Here is a 15,794-nt window from a genome sequence, read left to right as displayed (position 1 = left end):
ACCATCAGGTACGTATGGGCAGGCCAAAAGCCCACCCGGCAAATGACAATGCTGACAGGTTTGGCTTACGTTGCAATCACCTTCGTTGACTGGCAGTCCGCAGTGTGTGTGCCGGTTGCCGGCGCAGCGCATTGCGGGCACGCAGCCACTTTTTCCGTGCAGGCCGGAGCACTGGAACAACTATAATGAGCCGGCCGGCGGTAGGAATCGGGCAGATAATAGCCATACACACACTGCGGGCATTTATAAGCCTTGCGAAACTGGCTGTGAAAGCGCTCCGATACGATTTCAACTGCAAACGCCGGGTTAAGCAACTCATCGATAAACACCGACGGTTTTAACGGATTGGCAATCAGATAGCATTTTTGCCGCGCGCGGGTAATAGCCACATACAACAAGCGCCGTTCCTCAGCAAACGGATAGTTTTCAGCTGCCGGCAGCAATGCTTCAGTCAACCGGTCCTGACGCGCTGCACTGGGGAAGCCCAGTGGGCCGTTATCCAGCCCGATGATCACCACGTAATCAGCCTCTAACCCTTTTGCGCTGTGCAGTGTCCAGGTACTCACTGCCTCAACACCATCTTGGCGCAGCAGCTGGCGCACCGCGCTAAGATGAAAATGGTAGCGGGCCAGCACCGCGATGTGAGCGTCCGGATCGCGGCGGCGAATTTGTATAATCACCTGGCAGGCCCGATGGGCCGGGTCCGGGCGCTGTTCGGGCATATCGTCTAATAAAAAAACCTGTGAGCGTGTCAGATGCTGATGGGTGTCTATGGTTTTTTGAAACTGCGCGGGGTTTTGCATCACGAACTGGCCGGCAGTGTGCGCGACACTGTTGTTATACCGAAATGTTTTATCCAGCAAGGTAGTGGAGTGCGGGCCAATATGCCGGGCAAACTGTGTGGTGAGCTGAAGGTTTCCGCCTGAAAACCGGTAGATGGCCTGCCAATCGTCCCCGACCGCGGTCAGCACCGGCGCCGGGCTGTGATGGCGCAGAGCGCGCAGTAACGCCAGGCGGGCTGAGGAAATATCCTGAAACTCGTCCACTAACACATAGCGATAAGGTTGTGGCTGGTATAGCTCGCAGGTTGCCTGACGGATCATGTCGTCAAAATCATGCTGACCATCATCCTGCAGACGCTGCGCATACGCCTGGCAAAATGCAGCAAGTAACGGCACAAAATCCGCTGACACAGCGCCAAAATGCTGGAAAATGCGCGCCTCTAACTGGTGGGTGTCCAGTTGCTCGGTGCGTATCGCCGCCAGGCAGGCCAGATAGCGCTTGATGCTCTCCCCAAAGCCGCTGCTGCTACACACAGTGTGATGCAGGTGGGACAAAGGTGGCGGGCAGGGTGGCTGTCCCAACCGGGTCAGTACGGCCAATAGCGCCTGTTCAGCCGCTGGCTGAGCAAAATCAGCGTGAAAACAGCGCAGCCGCTGGGGCGCAGCAGGATGGGAGTCTGAGTGGGCTCCCTGTACCTGCCTTAGGTGGATGTCCTGGGTGATAAAATGCTTTGCCAGAGCCTGCTGATGGTGCGCAAAAGCGTTGCTGTCATAGCCAGGTGGCATTGCGCCCTGGTTATTGACGGGCAGATAATCCAGCAACACCCCACTGTCGGTAAGCGCAAAATCTGGCCGGTATGGATGGGCCAGACCACCAGGTTGTGCAGGTAGCCTTGGCCGGTAACGATAGGCAATGCCGTTAAGAAACAATAGGTTTGCCAGCTGCCATAGAGGATAACTGGCGACCCGTTCGCCTTGTAGTGTGCGGTATTGCGCATCCCGGTGATGCGCTTCCAGGCTGGCTGCAGAGTCAAAGGAAAACGGATCAGCAGGCAGGCTCATGGCATTGACAAACTGTTTGAGCTGGGCGGCCGAGGCCCCAACATAGTCGCCCCACCATTGGTGTGCCCATTGTTCCAACTGCTCACGTTTAACTGCCATTGGCGAGATCTCTTTTACCGCACCATTTTGCGCAAGAAGCTGGCGTGCCAACGCATGAAAGGTCAGAATTTTTGGCAACCTCGCAATGTCCACACGCGCCACACGGGCGCGGGCTTCCAGGCGCTGACGCAACTCGCTGGCCGCGGCATTATTGTAGGCCAGCACTACTATTTCATTGCCTTGTGCTCGTTGGCTCACCACTAAATACAACACCCTGGCTACAATCACGGATGTCTTACCCGTGCCGGCTGCGGCCAGCACCAGGTTGTGGGTGTCATTGCGCACCACAGCCAGGCGCTGGGCATGGGTCAGCGGATGCGCTTCCACCTGATCGAACAGACTGGCATAGCGGCGCAGTTCTTCATGTTCAAACTGAGCACGTAACCGGTCGGCAAATTCCGTGAGCGGGGAAACCGCGCGCAGGGCGTGCAATTGCTTAACACATACAGGTGGCAGCGAAAGATGGGTGTCTAACAAGGGGGCATATAAACTGCTGATCAGCGAAAGCTCTTCGGCCAGTGAGGAGAGGTGGGTGTCCTGTAAATAATTATGCCGGGCCTGTATCACAAATTTCTGATAAGCCGCGGTAATACGCGGCTGAGCCTGGCTGAGTAAAAACTGTGTTACCGCCTCGTGGATGGGAGTCAGTTGCGCTGGCTGATAAGGCCCCAGCATCCATGTTTGCGTGGCTGTCCGCAATACCCAGTAATGGCCGGTAAGCCGCTTGCGTAGCTGTGGCAGCGCAGTAAGTGCGCTCAACGCCAACTGTTGTGGCTGTCTTTGATGGTGAAAAACCAGGTGGGTGTCTTGCAGGTACAGGGGCGCGGTGCCAAATAACCGGCCAGGCCAGCTAGGGCAACAGGTCAAATCAAACAGAGGCGAAGAAGCAGGCTCGGCGTGCATAGGTAGGCGCAGTGAAAATATTAAAACAAGCAGTGTAAAGCAATTTTTCTGTGACTGCAGCGCCAACAATCAAGAGCCGGCATGCCTCGTCTGCAGGCATGCCGAAAAGTCGTTATTTTGTGTGGGTTCCGCGAATGGGGTAGTTGTTGTCCGGATCACGGATAAATTGCAGGCCTTCTACCAGACGCTTGATATCCGGGCGTGAAAATGGCGCATTGGAATAATCTGCAATATGCACCTGGCGTTCGCCATTGATCACAAAGGTGGTCGGTTCGGCAAAGGGATGATCAGTTTCTTCTGGCGAACGTGGGTTTGAAACATACGCCCCCATGGCGTACATGTCATCTTCGGTTAGCCCGTAGCCAAGGGTGAAATCTAAGTCCAGATCTTCCAGATGTGCCTCAAGCTGGGCCTTGCTGTCGGCAGATACCGCAATCAGATCCACACCTATATCCAGCAGACGCTCTTTATAATCATCCAACTCATTTAAAAACGCCGTACAAATGGGGCAATGTTTTCCGCGATACACCACGATCAATTGCCAGTCCATACCCTCTGCAGGCGTGCCCAATTCGTGCTTTTGCCCGTGCAGGTCGGTAACGCTGATTGATGGAAACTGACTGCCCGCCTGAAGTTTTTGTTGATAACCTGGTTGTTGAGACATAACTCTCCTCGATTGCGTGTCGGTAAATAAACACTGCCTGAAGCAATTTGCTCAGGCGTTATCAAGGGTTACGCAGGGAGATTGGATTCAGCCCATCTAATTTAGATGAAGAATTGCTTAAAAAAGCCGCCAGGGCGGCGGCTTGGTCAATTACTGCAAAAATTTCCACACGATACTGTGTTCCGAGCCCATGCTCCACAGCAGTACCACGGTCACCATTAGCGCTTCGAGCACCAACACGCCAACTGCCAGCACCGTACCGGATAAAATAAACCCTTCACGATGGCTAATACCCAAAAAAGTCGGTGTGCCCTGGTAGAGCAGGTAACCGGTGTAACACACCCCGATGATCCCGGCCAGTACACACACCCAAATGATGGGATACACAGCCACAATGCCGCTCAAAAATAAGGGGGTTGCGATATAGCCGGCAAAAATAATGCACTCCTGACGGCTGGGGCGCTGCGGAAATTTGCGCGCCATAAAATGGATCAGGCTGCCTACAGCGGCAACCGCAAGTAAAATCAGCAAATAAAAACAGGCGCCAATGGCTAACCCTGTGGTGATAGACACCTGGACATCGTCGGCGCCGCCGCCCAATGACCAGCCAAATTGCGTGGTACCGATAAAAGAACTGACCACCGGGACTGCAGCCAGCCACAACACATGGTGGCAATACAGGTGCGAGACAGTTTCATGTTCTTCATTAATGCTGCGCCATTCACGATCTGGGTGATGCAACAATCCCCACAAGTGATTGATCATTGGCTTCTCCTTTATAGTTAGGATGCTTATATTTACATCTCATTAACACTATACGAAACATTACACGAATGTGTAGGATAATCTGTGCATAAAAAATGAACATTTAAGAATCTTTAAACATAACGGGGTAATCTGGGCATCTGAGAAGATCGTACGACCGCGCCGGATCACCGTCGTGGATTAGCCGGTGCAAACCCGGCAAAGTTACTCTACACTAGCAGTTAGTTATCAAATCCTTACCCGTGGTTGTACCGATGCTGAAAAAGTTGCATGAGCTGACATCGAATGAAGCGCTAAGTTTTGAGCAAAAAATTCATGCTCTGCTTGAGCTGGGGTTGACCCACTTTGAGCAGGACCACGCCATCATTAGCCATATCCAGGGTGATCAGTACACCGTCGAGTATGTGGTATCAGACAATCCGGATCTGGTGCCTGGGCTACAGTTCGAGCTGGGCAACACCTATTGCTGGCATACTCTGCAGGCCGGTGACGCGCTGGCTTTTTCCCATGCCGGTCAAAGCCGCATTGCTGGTCATCCTTGTTATCAGAATTTCAAGCTGGAAAGCTACATTGGCGCGCGCATTGTGGTGCAGGGCAAACTGTATGGCACCCTGAATTTCACCTCAGCGTTGCCCAAAGCGGTGCCATTTACGGGTGAAGAAATTGACTTTATCACCCTGTTTGCCCAGTGGATCGGGGTGGAAATGTCCCGCCGGCTGGACCGCCAACATCTAAATCAGCGCATCGAATTGCAACAAGAGATGGAGCAGTTGGCCCAGATTGGCTGCTGGGAAGTGGATGTGGTGGAAAACACTATCTACTGGAGTGATCAGGTGCGCAAGATTCATGAAGTACCAGATGATTATGAACCGGATTTAGCCACTGCCATTGAATTTTATGCCGAAGGTGAGGACCGTGACCGCATTGCTAATGCGGTAGCCCAGGCTATGGCGGCCGGTGCCTGTTGGAGTGAAGAAGTGCGTTTGCGCACCTACACCGGCAACATCAAATGGGTAGCTACCCAGGGCCGCGCAGAATTGAAAAATGGCCGTTGTGTACGAATGTTTGGTGCATTTCAGGATATTGATGCGCAAATGAAAATGCGCCAGGCGCTGATTAGTAAGCGCCAGGAGGCCGAGCGATTATTGCAGGCCCGCAGTGCCATGATCGGTAAAATAAGTCATGAACTGCGCACTCCCATCAATGGTATCGCCGGCATGTTGCAAACTTTGGTCGGCGAATCTAACCCGGATATTATTGAAAGCCGCGTGGACATTGCACTGCGTAGCGCCGACTTGCTGGTGCGACTGGTCAATGATGTGCTGGATTATTCTAAGGTGGAATCCGGCCAGCTGGAATTTGAGGCAGTAGCCTTCACTCCCTACCATGTATTTAATGACCTATATCATTTGTACTCTCCCCTGGCCAACAATAAAGGGGTGCATCTGGAATTCGATGTGGCTGTCGCTCAGCAGGTACGCGCCATCGGCGACGCCGGCCGGCTAACCCAGATTTACTCAAATCTGCTTAACAATGCGATTAAATTTACCGAGCATGGCGAGGTCACACTGACCGCGCGGCTTAAAAATAAACCCGACGGTCAGCGCTTAGGGGTCACCATCACCGATACCGGTATCGGCATGAATACCTCAACCCTGGAGAGCCTGTACCAGCCTTTCAAACAAGGCGGAGCCGGGGTGGCGGCCCGCTATGGCGGCTCTGGGCTGGGCTTTGCCATCGTCAAAGAGTTGTGTGATGCCCTAAACGGCAGCATTAAGGTTAGTAGTGAAGAAGGTAAGGGCACGCGGATCTATGTAGAGATGCCACTTATCGTCAATGAAGATGAGCAGGTAGAATCTACCGAGCAGTATGTCGGGCCAAAAAACGCCAGCTTTGAGCATCTGAAACTGCTGGTGGTAGACGATAATGAAATCAACCGGTTGGTGATGGAATCCTTGCTCTCCCAACTGCAAATATCGGCGGATTATGCTGTCAATGGAGTCGAAGCCATTGCATGTGTGGAGCGGGCAGCCAACGAACCCTATACGCTTATCTTTATGGATTGCGAGATGCCGGTCATGGGCGGCATTCAGGCCACCGAGGTGATCCGTGAATCCGATAAAGGCAACGGTAAAGTGTTTGTGGTGGCCATGACCGCCGATACCTCTGAAGCTAACCGGGCGGCCTGCCTTAAAGCCGGAATGGATGCATTTATCACCAAGCCGGTCAAGCTGGATGGCCTGCGTTCTGTATTACAGGAAGTGGCTTATCCGAAAATCAGCGCAGCGCCACTTCGTAACAGCCAGTAGTGCAATGACCAATAACGCAAACGCGCTGACTTGCCTTACACCAGCGGGCAATGGGTTATGCATCGGCAGAGGGCTGTGTGTTTGCCTGGTCTGATGCCAGACTATCGCCCTGCATCTTATCAACCGCACACAGTCTGTGTCGCCCCTGTGCTTTAGCTTGATGCATAGCGCTTTGGGCGTGCTGCAACAGCTCGGGCACACTGTGGGCGTCGTTGCCAAACACACTGATACCGATGCTGCAGCTTAATGAGTAGATTTCATCACCGACCATTACCGGGTGTTGCATCAATTGGTTAAGCAGCCGGGCTAACGCGTTCAAGGCCTGCTGGTTCGTCATCTGCGTAAACACCATCACAAACTCATCATTGCCCACCTGATATAACTGCAGATGCTGATGACACTGTGCTTCAAGCCGCCTGGCCAGCTGACAAATGACCACGGTGGCCTGCGCCTGGCCAAGCATGTCGATGACAAAGGCAAACTTCTCTATGTTGATGGTCAGTATTCCGGCAAGCTGTTGTGCCGGGGTGGCCTGGCAACTTAGTTTATGCAGATGTTCGCACAGGATCAGCCGGTTGGGCAGGCCGGTGTGGCGATTGTGGTTAGCTAACCCGATGGGTGGATGAACCTGCTGATGAAGCCGGCTAATATCCTCAAGCATCAATACCGCTCCGGAAACACACTGTTGACTGTCCCGGGTCGGGCTGGCACTGCAACGCACCCACAACGGCGGCTGGTTACGGTGCAGCAGTTTAACCCCAGCAGGTAAATCCTGGTGGCAGTTGCTATGCATCGCGGCGACTACCGGGTTGGTCAGCAGGCCCTGCGTATTGGCATCAGTAAGCTGCACAATGGCCCCAAGTGGTTTACCGACCGCCTCGGCTGAGTTGTAGCCGGTCATTTGCTGTGCGACCGGGTTGATAAAGCACACACATTGCGTTTCGTCCACCGCCACCACCCCATCCTGCATGGCCTGCAAAATAATATGTAACTGCTCGCGCTGATGTTGCAGGGTATGGTTAAGTGCGCTTAGCTGGCGGCTTTGTTGCTGTAATGTCAAATGGTTAAAAATCCGCATACGGCAGATATTCAGATGAATAGGGCGGGTGATAAAATCAATAGCGCCTAATGATAGTGCCTGGGTTTCTGTGGCGACATCCTGATGCGCTGTAATAAAAATAATCGGAATATGCCGGGTGCGCACAGAGCTTTTTAATGCTTTACATAACTGCAGGCCGTTGCCATCTGGCATTTCAATATCCAGCAGGATCAGGGCCGGGGTGTGCCTGATAGCCATGGCAAAGGCATGCCGGGCCTGCTGGCAGCACACAATAGTGGCCAAATCATTCAGGCCCTGTTCCAGCAAGGTAAGATTTTGTTGTTGATCATCCACAATTAAAATGGACGGTTCCGTGTCCCGGCTACCTGAATAGGCCATACCAAAAGCTCCTTGTATTTTCTCCAGCATAGGCCGCTTGCCCAACGCCCGCCTTTAGACAATAGTTCAAACGCCTGCCAGCAGGCGGTTAAAAAAGTTAGCGCCAGGTAATCCTAGTACAAGGGCGACCAGTATTAGGTAAACAGAATCCCGTAACTGATGAAACGTGCTATGTCGAAAACCCACCACCCTGTGTCGTCTGTATTATCTATGCCTGTCAAACAGTGGTGGCAAGCCGGCAAGCGGATGGTGAAAAATTCGCAAGAGCACAATTTATCGTTGATTGCCGCGGGCGTGGCGTTTTATTTTTTGCTGGCCATTTTTCCGCTACTCGGGGCCATCATTTCGTCGTACGGGTTGATGGTCTCCCCCGAAGAATTACGTGAGCACATGGCGATGCTGGTGGATGTGGTCCCATCCCAAAGTCGCTATATTCTGGAAGAGCAACTGCAAAATCTGACCGAAAAATCCAGCTCAACCTTAAGCTGGGGTTTACTGTTTTCACTGGTACTGTCTTTGTGGAGTAGCAGCAAAGGCGCCAACGCGCTGATTACTGCTTGCAACATTACCTATAGCGAGTCGCAGGGGCGGGGGTTTGTTAAGGGCATTGTGGCGCGCATCACCGGAACAGTTAGTATCATATTAACCGTCATCGCTGCGCTGGCGCTGATCACGGTGGTGCCTAAATGGATCAGCTGGATGGCGGGCGGCTATCTTTCCGCGGCGCACGCCAGTGCGATAACAATCCCAATAATGCTATTGTTATTTAACGGCAGTTTGTCGGCACTGTACCGCTATGGGCCGCACCGCAAGCGGGCAAAATGGCGCTGGGTCACGCCCGGCTCGATGCTGGCCACCGTATTGTGGATCCTGGCCTCGTACAGCTTTTCATTTTATTTAAGCCAGTTTGCCACCTACAATAAAACCTACGGGTCGGTAGGTGGCATTATCATCTTATTGATGTGGTTGTATCTAAGTGCCTATATCATCTTGCTGGGCGCTGAGCTCAACTCGGCGGTGGAATTGCAAACCAGTAAAGACAGTACGGTGGGCGAAAATCGGCCAAAAGGCGAGCGTGGCGCATTTGTGGCAGATCATACCCCGGAAGATCTCGAGCAAATGAATAAGCAGCAAACCTCCCCATATCAGCAGCGCGAGTAGCCGCAAGGCGGCTTTTCTCGCTGAATGTTTAAATAATGCGCAGTTATCTGATCTGAATGTGTCTCGCCTATTGCCGTAGGCCTGGAATTTGATAGAGTTGTTCGCCATAGTCTATTGATTAACCATGTTTGCCCGCCGCTGCGCCTGGTAAACTGCAGGAACCACGAATGGCAGAGCAATGCTTTCGGATGAAAGGCACAACGCTGACCAGCATTGTGCTGGATATACTTACCTTCGACCCCGATGACTTTGATGCGCAACTGGCGGCTAAAGTGGCCAGCGCCCCGCAATTTTTTACCCGCTCGTCACTGATCATACAGTTAAATCACACCGTATCGCCCACCGAATTGGAATTGCTGGTGACCTTGTGCCGCAAACACAATATGCAGCCAATGGCAGTACGCGGTGAAGTGGGTGAGTTAAAAGCTACCATCAATGATTTAGGGCTATCGGATATCAGCCAAAGCAAGGCAGCCGATACGGCTTTACCTGACAATGAAACCGCGCCCACGCCGGCTGCGCCAGTTGCCAGCAGCGACAGTAAAACGCGCCTAGTTACACGGCCGGTGCGCTCCGGACAGCAGGTGTATGCCGAAGGAGCCGATTTAATTATTCTGGCACCGGTCAGCGAAGGTGCAGAAATATTAGCAGATGGTAATATCCATGTGTACGGCACCATGCGCGGCCGGGCACTGGCTGGCGTAAAAGGCGACGCCAACGCACGAATATTTTGCCAGCAGATGGAAGCCGAGCTGCTCTCAATAGCAGGCCGGTTTGTCATGCAGGACACAATACAAACACAATGCTGGAAAAAACCAGCACAGGCATATTTAGAAGAGGATACGTTACTGGTAGCCCAGCTGGGGTAAAGGTAAACGTTTTCGTCGAGGACAAGTAAGATGGCAAAAATAATTGTTGTAACCTCTGGTAAAGGCGGCGTGGGCAAAACCACTTCCAGCGCGGCAATCGCCACAGGGTTGGCTTTGCAGGGGCACAAAACGGTGGTGGTGGATTTTGATGTAGGCTTGCGTAACTTAGACCTTATTATGGGTTGTGAGCGACGCGTGGTGTATGACTTTGTCAATGTGATCAACAAAGAAGCCAGTCTGAATCAGGCGCTGATCAAAGATAAGCGCACCAAAGATTTGTTTATTCTGCCAGCCTCGCAAACCCGCGACAAAGATGCGCTGACCATGGACGGCGTACAAACTGTGCTGAACGATTTGAGCAAAGAGTTTGAGTTTATCATCTGTGATTCACCGGCTGGAATTGAGCAAGGCGCACAAATGGCACTGTATTTTGCCGATGAAGCCATTGTGGTGACCAACCCGGAAGTGTCGTCTGTGCGTGACTCGGATCGTATTCTGGGCATTTTGCAAAGCAAATCCATGCGCGCCGAGCAGGGTAAAAATGTCAAAGAGCATCTGTTGCTAACCCGCTACAACCCGCACCGGGTAGCCACCGCAGAAATGCTGAGCGTTGGTGATGTGGAAGAAATCCTGGCAGTGCCTTTGCTGGGTGTCATCCCTGAGTCAGAGGCAGTACTGGCGGCGTCTAACCAGGGTGCGCCGGTTATTCTAGACCAGGAATCAACAGCCGGGCAGGCTTATTCAGATGCGGTACGCCGCTTGCTGGGTGAAGAAGTGGAACACCGCTTTTTAGAAGCACAGAAAAAAGGCTTCTTTAAGCGCCTGCTTGGAGGAAAATAATGGGCATTTTTGATTATCTGCTGAAAAAGGGGAAGCCTAATTCAGCAGCGGTGGCAAAAGAACGCTTACAAATCATTGTGGCGCATGAGCGGCGTAAACGCACAGAGCCCGATTATCTGCCGATGATGCAAAAAGAAATCCTGGAGGTGATCCGCAAATATGTACAGATCGCTGATGACCAGGTGTCGGTGCAGGTCGAAGACAGTGATGATTGCAGTGTGTTGGAGTTAAACATCACATTGCCTGAATAGGCTAATACCCGAACAAAAAAGCTCCCGCCTGGTGCGGGAGCTTTTTTTTGCCAGGTGATTAGTCGCGGGTGTAGCGGGCGGGTTGGCCGTCAGCCGGGATAGTGGCGCGGATAAAATCACGCACATGGTCATTGGCAGTTTTTAAATCATCGCGGCGCAGATACATCATGTGGCCGCTCTTATAGCCTTTAAAGCTTAGCCGGTCTTGCATCTTGCCGCTGGGATCCAGCTGCCACATGGTGTACTTGGCATCAAAATAATTGGTTGCGCCATCGTAATAGCCAGACTGGACCATCACATTGAGGTACGGGTTGGCAGCCATGGCCAGGCGCAGATTTTCACCAGTGTTGTTATCTGAGCGATCCCATGGATGGACCGGCCCAAACATATTGTATTTCACATCGGTGTCAAACTTCAGTGTATGTTTCAGATAATGATTGATGGCGGGGGTGAACGAATGCAGCCACGAGCTTAGTTCAGCATTGTAGTCAGGGCGCGAGCCGGTCTCCTGCTTATCAATACCTAAATAACGGCTATCCAGCCGGCCCAGGGTTTTGCCTTCTTCGCGCAGCAATTCTTTCCAGAAAAAGGCGGTACTGACATCCAGGTTATTTTGCGCAATGGCTTGCTCGCTTAACCCCGAATAGGCAGCCATCTGCTTGATGACCCTGGCTTTGTGCTCGTCGGTAATAAAACCGCCGCGGCTTAACGCCGGGATCAGCGTATCCAGGGTGAATTTTTCCACCTCATCTAAATAAGCAGTCAGCGCCATGTCCTGATAATGCTTATCCAGCATTTGATGATGCCAGGCAGCAGCCGCGAAGTAGGGCAAGCGGTTGGCAGCTTCAATCACGCCTTCGCGCGGAATACCCAGCTCGGTGGGCGAGACCAGGATCACCCCGTTTAAGTACATCCACTGCTGATTTTGCAGGGCCAGTGCCAGGCCCGACACTCGGGTGGTGCCATAGCTTTCGCCAATTAAGTATTTGGGCGCGCGCCAGCGATCCTGGCGCGACACAAAGGTATTGATCCATTCTGCCAGATAGGTCACATCGGCATTCACGCCAAAAAACATTTTCTTTTGTTCTTCTTTGGACGGCAGCTTGCCTTCTGCATCCGGTAACACCCGGCTGTAGCCTGTATTGACCGGATTGACATACACAATGTCAGCCACATCCAGCACCGAGTAGGGGTTAGATTTAAACCCATATGGCTGCACCGGGTAGCCTTCATCGTCCACATTTAAAATGGTCGGGCCGGTGTAGGCAAGGTGCATCCACACTGAGGCCGAACCAGGGCCACCGTTAAAGCTGATGAGTAACGGCCGGGTTTGATTGTCTTTGGTATCGGTGCGCTCATAAAAGGTGTACTGCAAAGTGGCAATGGCCTGGCCTTCATCATTCCACACCGGTTGCATGCCTGCTTCGGCGCGAAATGCCACCCGCTCACCGTTGATAGTGGTTTTGTGCTCGGTCACCACCGCTTTCTCAGCCTCAATAGAGCGGCTGTGATCCTTGGCCGGTTCTGCCAGCACGCCAGAGCTGTGGATGGTCGCCAGCCCCAGGCTGGCTGTAAGCAGTAATGTGGAAATCCTCATAAAGCCTCTTTTTATAATGGTTTTTGATGCTGATGTTATACGTGAATATCTATACCTCAGTAAATACCATGTTAACAAATCTTGGCAGCCAGGCGACGGCGACTTACCTTTGAATGTGGGTGTCTGGCCGCTGTTCTGCTAAACAAAATAATCAATGTGGCAGGGTGCACAGTATAAGCAATGATTCATTCCAGACAGACGAGACCATTATGAGACAAGTACAAATTGCGGATCCCGATGCCGGCCTAGATGGCCTGAGTGTGACCGATGTGGCGCCGCCGCCTGAGCCGCAGGCCCATGAAATTATGGTGGAGCTAAAAGCCTCCTCACTGAATTTTCATGATTATGCGGTGGCTTCTGGCGCGATGCGCGGTGAAAAAGGGCGAATTTTAATGTCAGATGGTGCTGGTGTGGTGACCGCGGTAGGCAGTGAGGTAACGGACTTTGCCGAAGGCGACCATGTCGTCTCTGTGTTTTTTCCTGACTGGCAAACCGGAGGACCTAAAGTGGCGGACTTTTCCCGCACCCCCGGCGATGGCATTGACGGCTATGCCCGTGAATATGTGACCGCTCCTGCCAGTTGGTTTACGCGCACGCCGCAAGGCTGGTCACATGCACAGGCTGCCACTATTACTACCGCCGGCATGACAGCGTGGCGGGCACTGGTGGTGGAAGGCCAACTAAAAGCCGGCGACACAGTGCTGTTACTGGGTACTGGCGGAGTGTCTATTTACGCGCTGCAAATTGCCAAGGCGATGGGCGCGCGCGTGGCCATTACCTCATCAAGTGATGACAAGCTGGCCAAGGCCCGTGACATGGGCGCAGATTTTACTGTCAACTATCGCACCGATGAAAACTGGGGCGAAACAGTGCGCGACTGGACCGGCGGGCGTGGTGTTGATCATGTGGTCGAAGTCGGCGGGCCTGCCACGCTGGCACAATCCATCGAAGCCTGCCGCATCGGTGGCAGCATTGTGCTTATCGGTGTGCTCACCGGTATGGGCGGTGAAGTGCCCACGGCTGCGCTGATGAGTAAACAGATTCGGCTGACCGGTGTCATTGTGGGTAGCCATGAACATCAGCAAGCATTTGTTAATGGCTTAGAAACGATGGGCTTTGAGCCGGTGATCGACCGTTCATTTGCGTTGGATGAGTTGGCAGAGGCCTTTAAATACGAAGAATCTGGCCAGCATTTTGGCAAAATTGTGCTGAGCATCTAAGCTAAAAGCGCTGTTGCCGGGCGGGCATTGTGATCAGCCCGCCCGGTAATCTGCACGTAGCCCTGTTACGTAAAAAAGCCCGGTATGCAGCATCCTGCAGGCATCAGTATAAGGAGATACCGACCGTGAGTGTAACAATAGTGTCGGATACATCGCATGAAAAAACCATTTTAGAAGAGTGTATAAAGAGCCGGGCCTCAGACGATGAGCCGCTGAGAATTCTGGAGGCCGGTTGCGGTAACAAATGGCAGTTATCTTTACAAGGCCTGCAATACTGGCTGGCCGGTGTGGATGTGGACCATGATGCGGTGGCATTGCGCCAGCAAAAATTCAACGACCTCGATGAAGTGATTATCGGCGATCTACGCACTGTGTCGCTGCCTGACAATCGTTTTGATGTGATCTACACCGCGTACGTGCTTGAGCATGTCGATAATGTAAAACGGGTTTTAGATAATTTTCAGCGCTGGCTGAAGCCTGGCGGGATCATAATCATTAAGGTGCCGGATCGTGATTCTGTGTATGGTTATCTGGCGCGGATTACTCCGCACTGGTTTCATGTGTGGTACTACCGCTACATCAAAGGTAACCCCAATGCCGGCAAGCCCGGCTACCTGCCGTATCCGACAGTTTACGATGAGATGTTGGGCAAGGCCAAGCTGAGTGGCTACTGCCGGCAAAGTGGGTTGCAGGTGCAGGCGGTGCTGGGAAAAAACAATTATCTGCGCAAGCGCTCGTTTCGTGACCAGTGCATTCGGGTTTTTGTGCAGCTGGTCAATCTGTTTTCAGGCGGCAAGCTGGCGTGGCACTACAACGACCTGATTTACATCATCGAAAAGCCGGCCAGAGCTGAAGTCACTCCGATTCGACCAGCGCGCGACTCTGCTTTTGCTGAGTAAGCCAGCCAGATTGCGCAAAAAACAGGTGCAGGAGCAGAAAAATTCGAAAAACCAGCGTAAATCAGGATAATACGCGCTGTATGTAAGCGCCTGGCACAGACTCAGATTGAGACAGGTACTTTATCGAAATCGCAATCGCTTGTTCGGAGGGCATTATGGCAGTTCATGAAATCAAACACCCACTGGTTCAGCACAAGCTGGGGGTGATGCGCGAAAGCAATCTAAGCAGTAAAGATTTTCGTCAGCTGGCCAGTGAAGTGGGAAACTTGCTGACCTACGAAGCAACCCGGGATCTGCAAACCGAAACCGCCACCATCGAGAGCTGGTCGGGGTCGCACATCGACGTGCAAAAAATAAAAGGTAAAAAGATTACCGTGGTACCCATTTTACGTGCCGGGCTAGGTATGCTGGATGGGGTGATGGAGCTTATCCCTAATGCCAAAATCAGTGTGGTGGGCCTGTACCGCGATGAAGAAACTCTCGAGCCGGTGGCGTATTTTGATAAAATTGTCAAAGATATCGATGAGCGTACCGCGCTTATTGTTGACCCCATGCTGGCCACCGGCGGCACGCTTATCGCCACCATCGATTTGCTTAAACAACGTGGTTGTACAAGGATTATGGGGCTGTTTTTAGTAGCAGCGCCAGAAGGGATCAAGGCAGTGACCGACGCCCATCCGGATATTGATATTTATACCGCAGCCATCGACGACAGACTGGATGAGCATGGCTATATTCTGCCCGGTCTGGGCGATGCCGGCGATCGTATTTTCGGCACCCGGTAGGCGTAGCGAAAATTTTTTTTGCCGGCGGACAAACCACGTCGATTTAAATTTACACTTTTTTAACTTTTTTCTGTGCTAGGTTAATCGATTAAGATTCTCTTAGTGTATACTGTTCGATGTGATGAAATCCCACGACGCCAATCATGATGA

13 protein-coding genes are annotated in these 15,794 nt (G+C 52.4%); 8 read left to right on the top strand and 5 right to left on the bottom strand.

Annotated features, from left to right (window positions below):
* Nucleotides 1–65 precede the first annotated feature (65 nt).
* From ACTUJZ_RS11260 to ACTUJZ_RS11250, 3 genes are all read right to left on the bottom strand, one after another.
* The gene (locus tag ACTUJZ_RS11260) at nucleotides 66–2,846 is read right to left on the bottom strand and encodes a UvrD-helicase domain-containing protein (protein ID WP_463636412.1); all 2,781 of its coding nucleotides are present in this window, start codon (nucleotides 2,844–2,846) and stop codon (nucleotides 66–68) included.
* 112 nt (nucleotides 2,847–2,958) lie between these two features.
* Nucleotides 2,959–3,510, bottom strand: coding sequence for a redoxin domain-containing protein (locus tag ACTUJZ_RS11255; protein ID WP_463636411.1), 552 nt, complete (start codon nucleotides 3,508–3,510; stop codon nucleotides 2,959–2,961).
* 150 nt (nucleotides 3,511–3,660) lie between these two features.
* Nucleotides 3,661–4,275 carry a Yip1 family protein gene (locus ACTUJZ_RS11250; RefSeq protein ID WP_463636410.1) on the bottom strand — a complete coding sequence of 205 codons (615 nt, stop codon included), beginning with the start codon at nucleotides 4,273–4,275 and terminating at the stop codon, nucleotides 3,661–3,663.
* 254 nt (nucleotides 4,276–4,529) lie between these two features.
* Here ACTUJZ_RS11250 and ACTUJZ_RS11245 point away from each other — a divergent pair, with 254 nt between their 5' ends.
* Complete coding sequence (locus ACTUJZ_RS11245) at nucleotides 4,530–6,584, top strand: hybrid sensor histidine kinase/response regulator (RefSeq protein WP_463636409.1); 2,055 nt, start codon at nucleotides 4,530–4,532, stop codon at nucleotides 6,582–6,584.
* 55 nt (nucleotides 6,585–6,639) lie between these two features.
* Here the strand turns inward: ACTUJZ_RS11245 and ACTUJZ_RS11240 are convergent, their stop codons facing one another.
* Complete coding sequence (locus ACTUJZ_RS11240; protein WP_463636408.1) at nucleotides 6,640–8,022, bottom strand: response regulator; 1,383 nt, start codon at nucleotides 8,020–8,022, stop codon at nucleotides 6,640–6,642.
* A 171-nt stretch (nucleotides 8,023–8,193) separates the two neighbouring features.
* On the opposite strand from ACTUJZ_RS11240, the gene ACTUJZ_RS11235 reads away from it, so the two are divergent.
* The 4 genes from ACTUJZ_RS11235 to minE all read left to right on the top strand — a co-directional run bounded on the left by ACTUJZ_RS11235 (nucleotide 8,194) and on the right by minE (nucleotide 11,143).
* A complete protein-coding gene (locus ACTUJZ_RS11235; protein WP_463636407.1) occupies nucleotides 8,194–9,183 on the top strand; it encodes a YihY/virulence factor BrkB family protein in 990 nt (329 codons plus the stop codon).
* Nucleotides 9,184–9,350: 167 nt separating this feature from the next.
* Complete coding sequence (gene minC, locus ACTUJZ_RS11230; RefSeq protein WP_463636406.1) at nucleotides 9,351–10,052, top strand: septum site-determining protein MinC; 702 nt, start codon at nucleotides 9,351–9,353, stop codon at nucleotides 10,050–10,052.
* A gap of 30 nt (nucleotides 10,053–10,082) precedes the next feature.
* Complete coding sequence (minD, locus tag ACTUJZ_RS11225; RefSeq protein WP_463636405.1) at nucleotides 10,083–10,892, top strand: septum site-determining protein MinD; 810 nt, start codon at nucleotides 10,083–10,085, stop codon at nucleotides 10,890–10,892.
* Nucleotides 10,892–11,143 carry a cell division topological specificity factor MinE gene (gene minE / locus ACTUJZ_RS11220; RefSeq protein ID WP_463636404.1) on the top strand — a complete coding sequence of 84 codons (252 nt, stop codon included), beginning with the start codon at nucleotides 10,892–10,894 and terminating at the stop codon, nucleotides 11,141–11,143. The genes minD and minE overlap by 1 nt, the downstream gene beginning before the upstream one ends.
* Nucleotides 11,144–11,201: 58 nt before the next feature.
* Here the strand turns inward: minE and ACTUJZ_RS11215 are convergent, their stop codons facing one another.
* Nucleotides 11,202–12,740: a S10 family peptidase gene (locus ACTUJZ_RS11215; RefSeq protein WP_463636403.1), complete on the bottom strand. Its 1,539-nt coding sequence runs from the start codon at nucleotides 12,738–12,740 to the stop codon at nucleotides 11,202–11,204.
* 209 nt (nucleotides 12,741–12,949) lie between these two features.
* Here ACTUJZ_RS11215 and ACTUJZ_RS11210 point away from each other — a divergent pair, with 209 nt between their 5' ends.
* The 3 genes from ACTUJZ_RS11210 to upp all read left to right on the top strand — a co-directional run bounded on the left by ACTUJZ_RS11210 (nucleotide 12,950) and on the right by upp (nucleotide 15,644).
* Nucleotides 12,950–13,960, top strand: a complete 1,011-nt coding sequence (locus ACTUJZ_RS11210; RefSeq protein ID WP_463636402.1) for a zinc-dependent alcohol dehydrogenase family protein — start codon at nucleotides 12,950–12,952, stop codon at nucleotides 13,958–13,960.
* Between the two features lie 125 nt (nucleotides 13,961–14,085).
* On the top strand, nucleotides 14,086–14,859 hold the full coding sequence (locus ACTUJZ_RS11205; protein WP_463636401.1) for a class I SAM-dependent methyltransferase: 774 nt from the start codon (nucleotides 14,086–14,088) through the stop codon (nucleotides 14,857–14,859).
* A 155-nt stretch (nucleotides 14,860–15,014) separates the two neighbouring features.
* Nucleotides 15,015–15,644 carry a uracil phosphoribosyltransferase gene (upp, locus tag ACTUJZ_RS11200; RefSeq protein ID WP_463636400.1) on the top strand — a complete coding sequence of 210 codons (630 nt, stop codon included), beginning with the start codon at nucleotides 15,015–15,017 and terminating at the stop codon, nucleotides 15,642–15,644.
* Nucleotides 15,645–15,794 lie beyond the last annotated feature (150 nt).

It is taken from the genome of Alteromonas sp. WD8-37, assembly GCF_055326825.1.
This window is presented reverse-complemented; position numbering and strand designations above follow the sequence as displayed.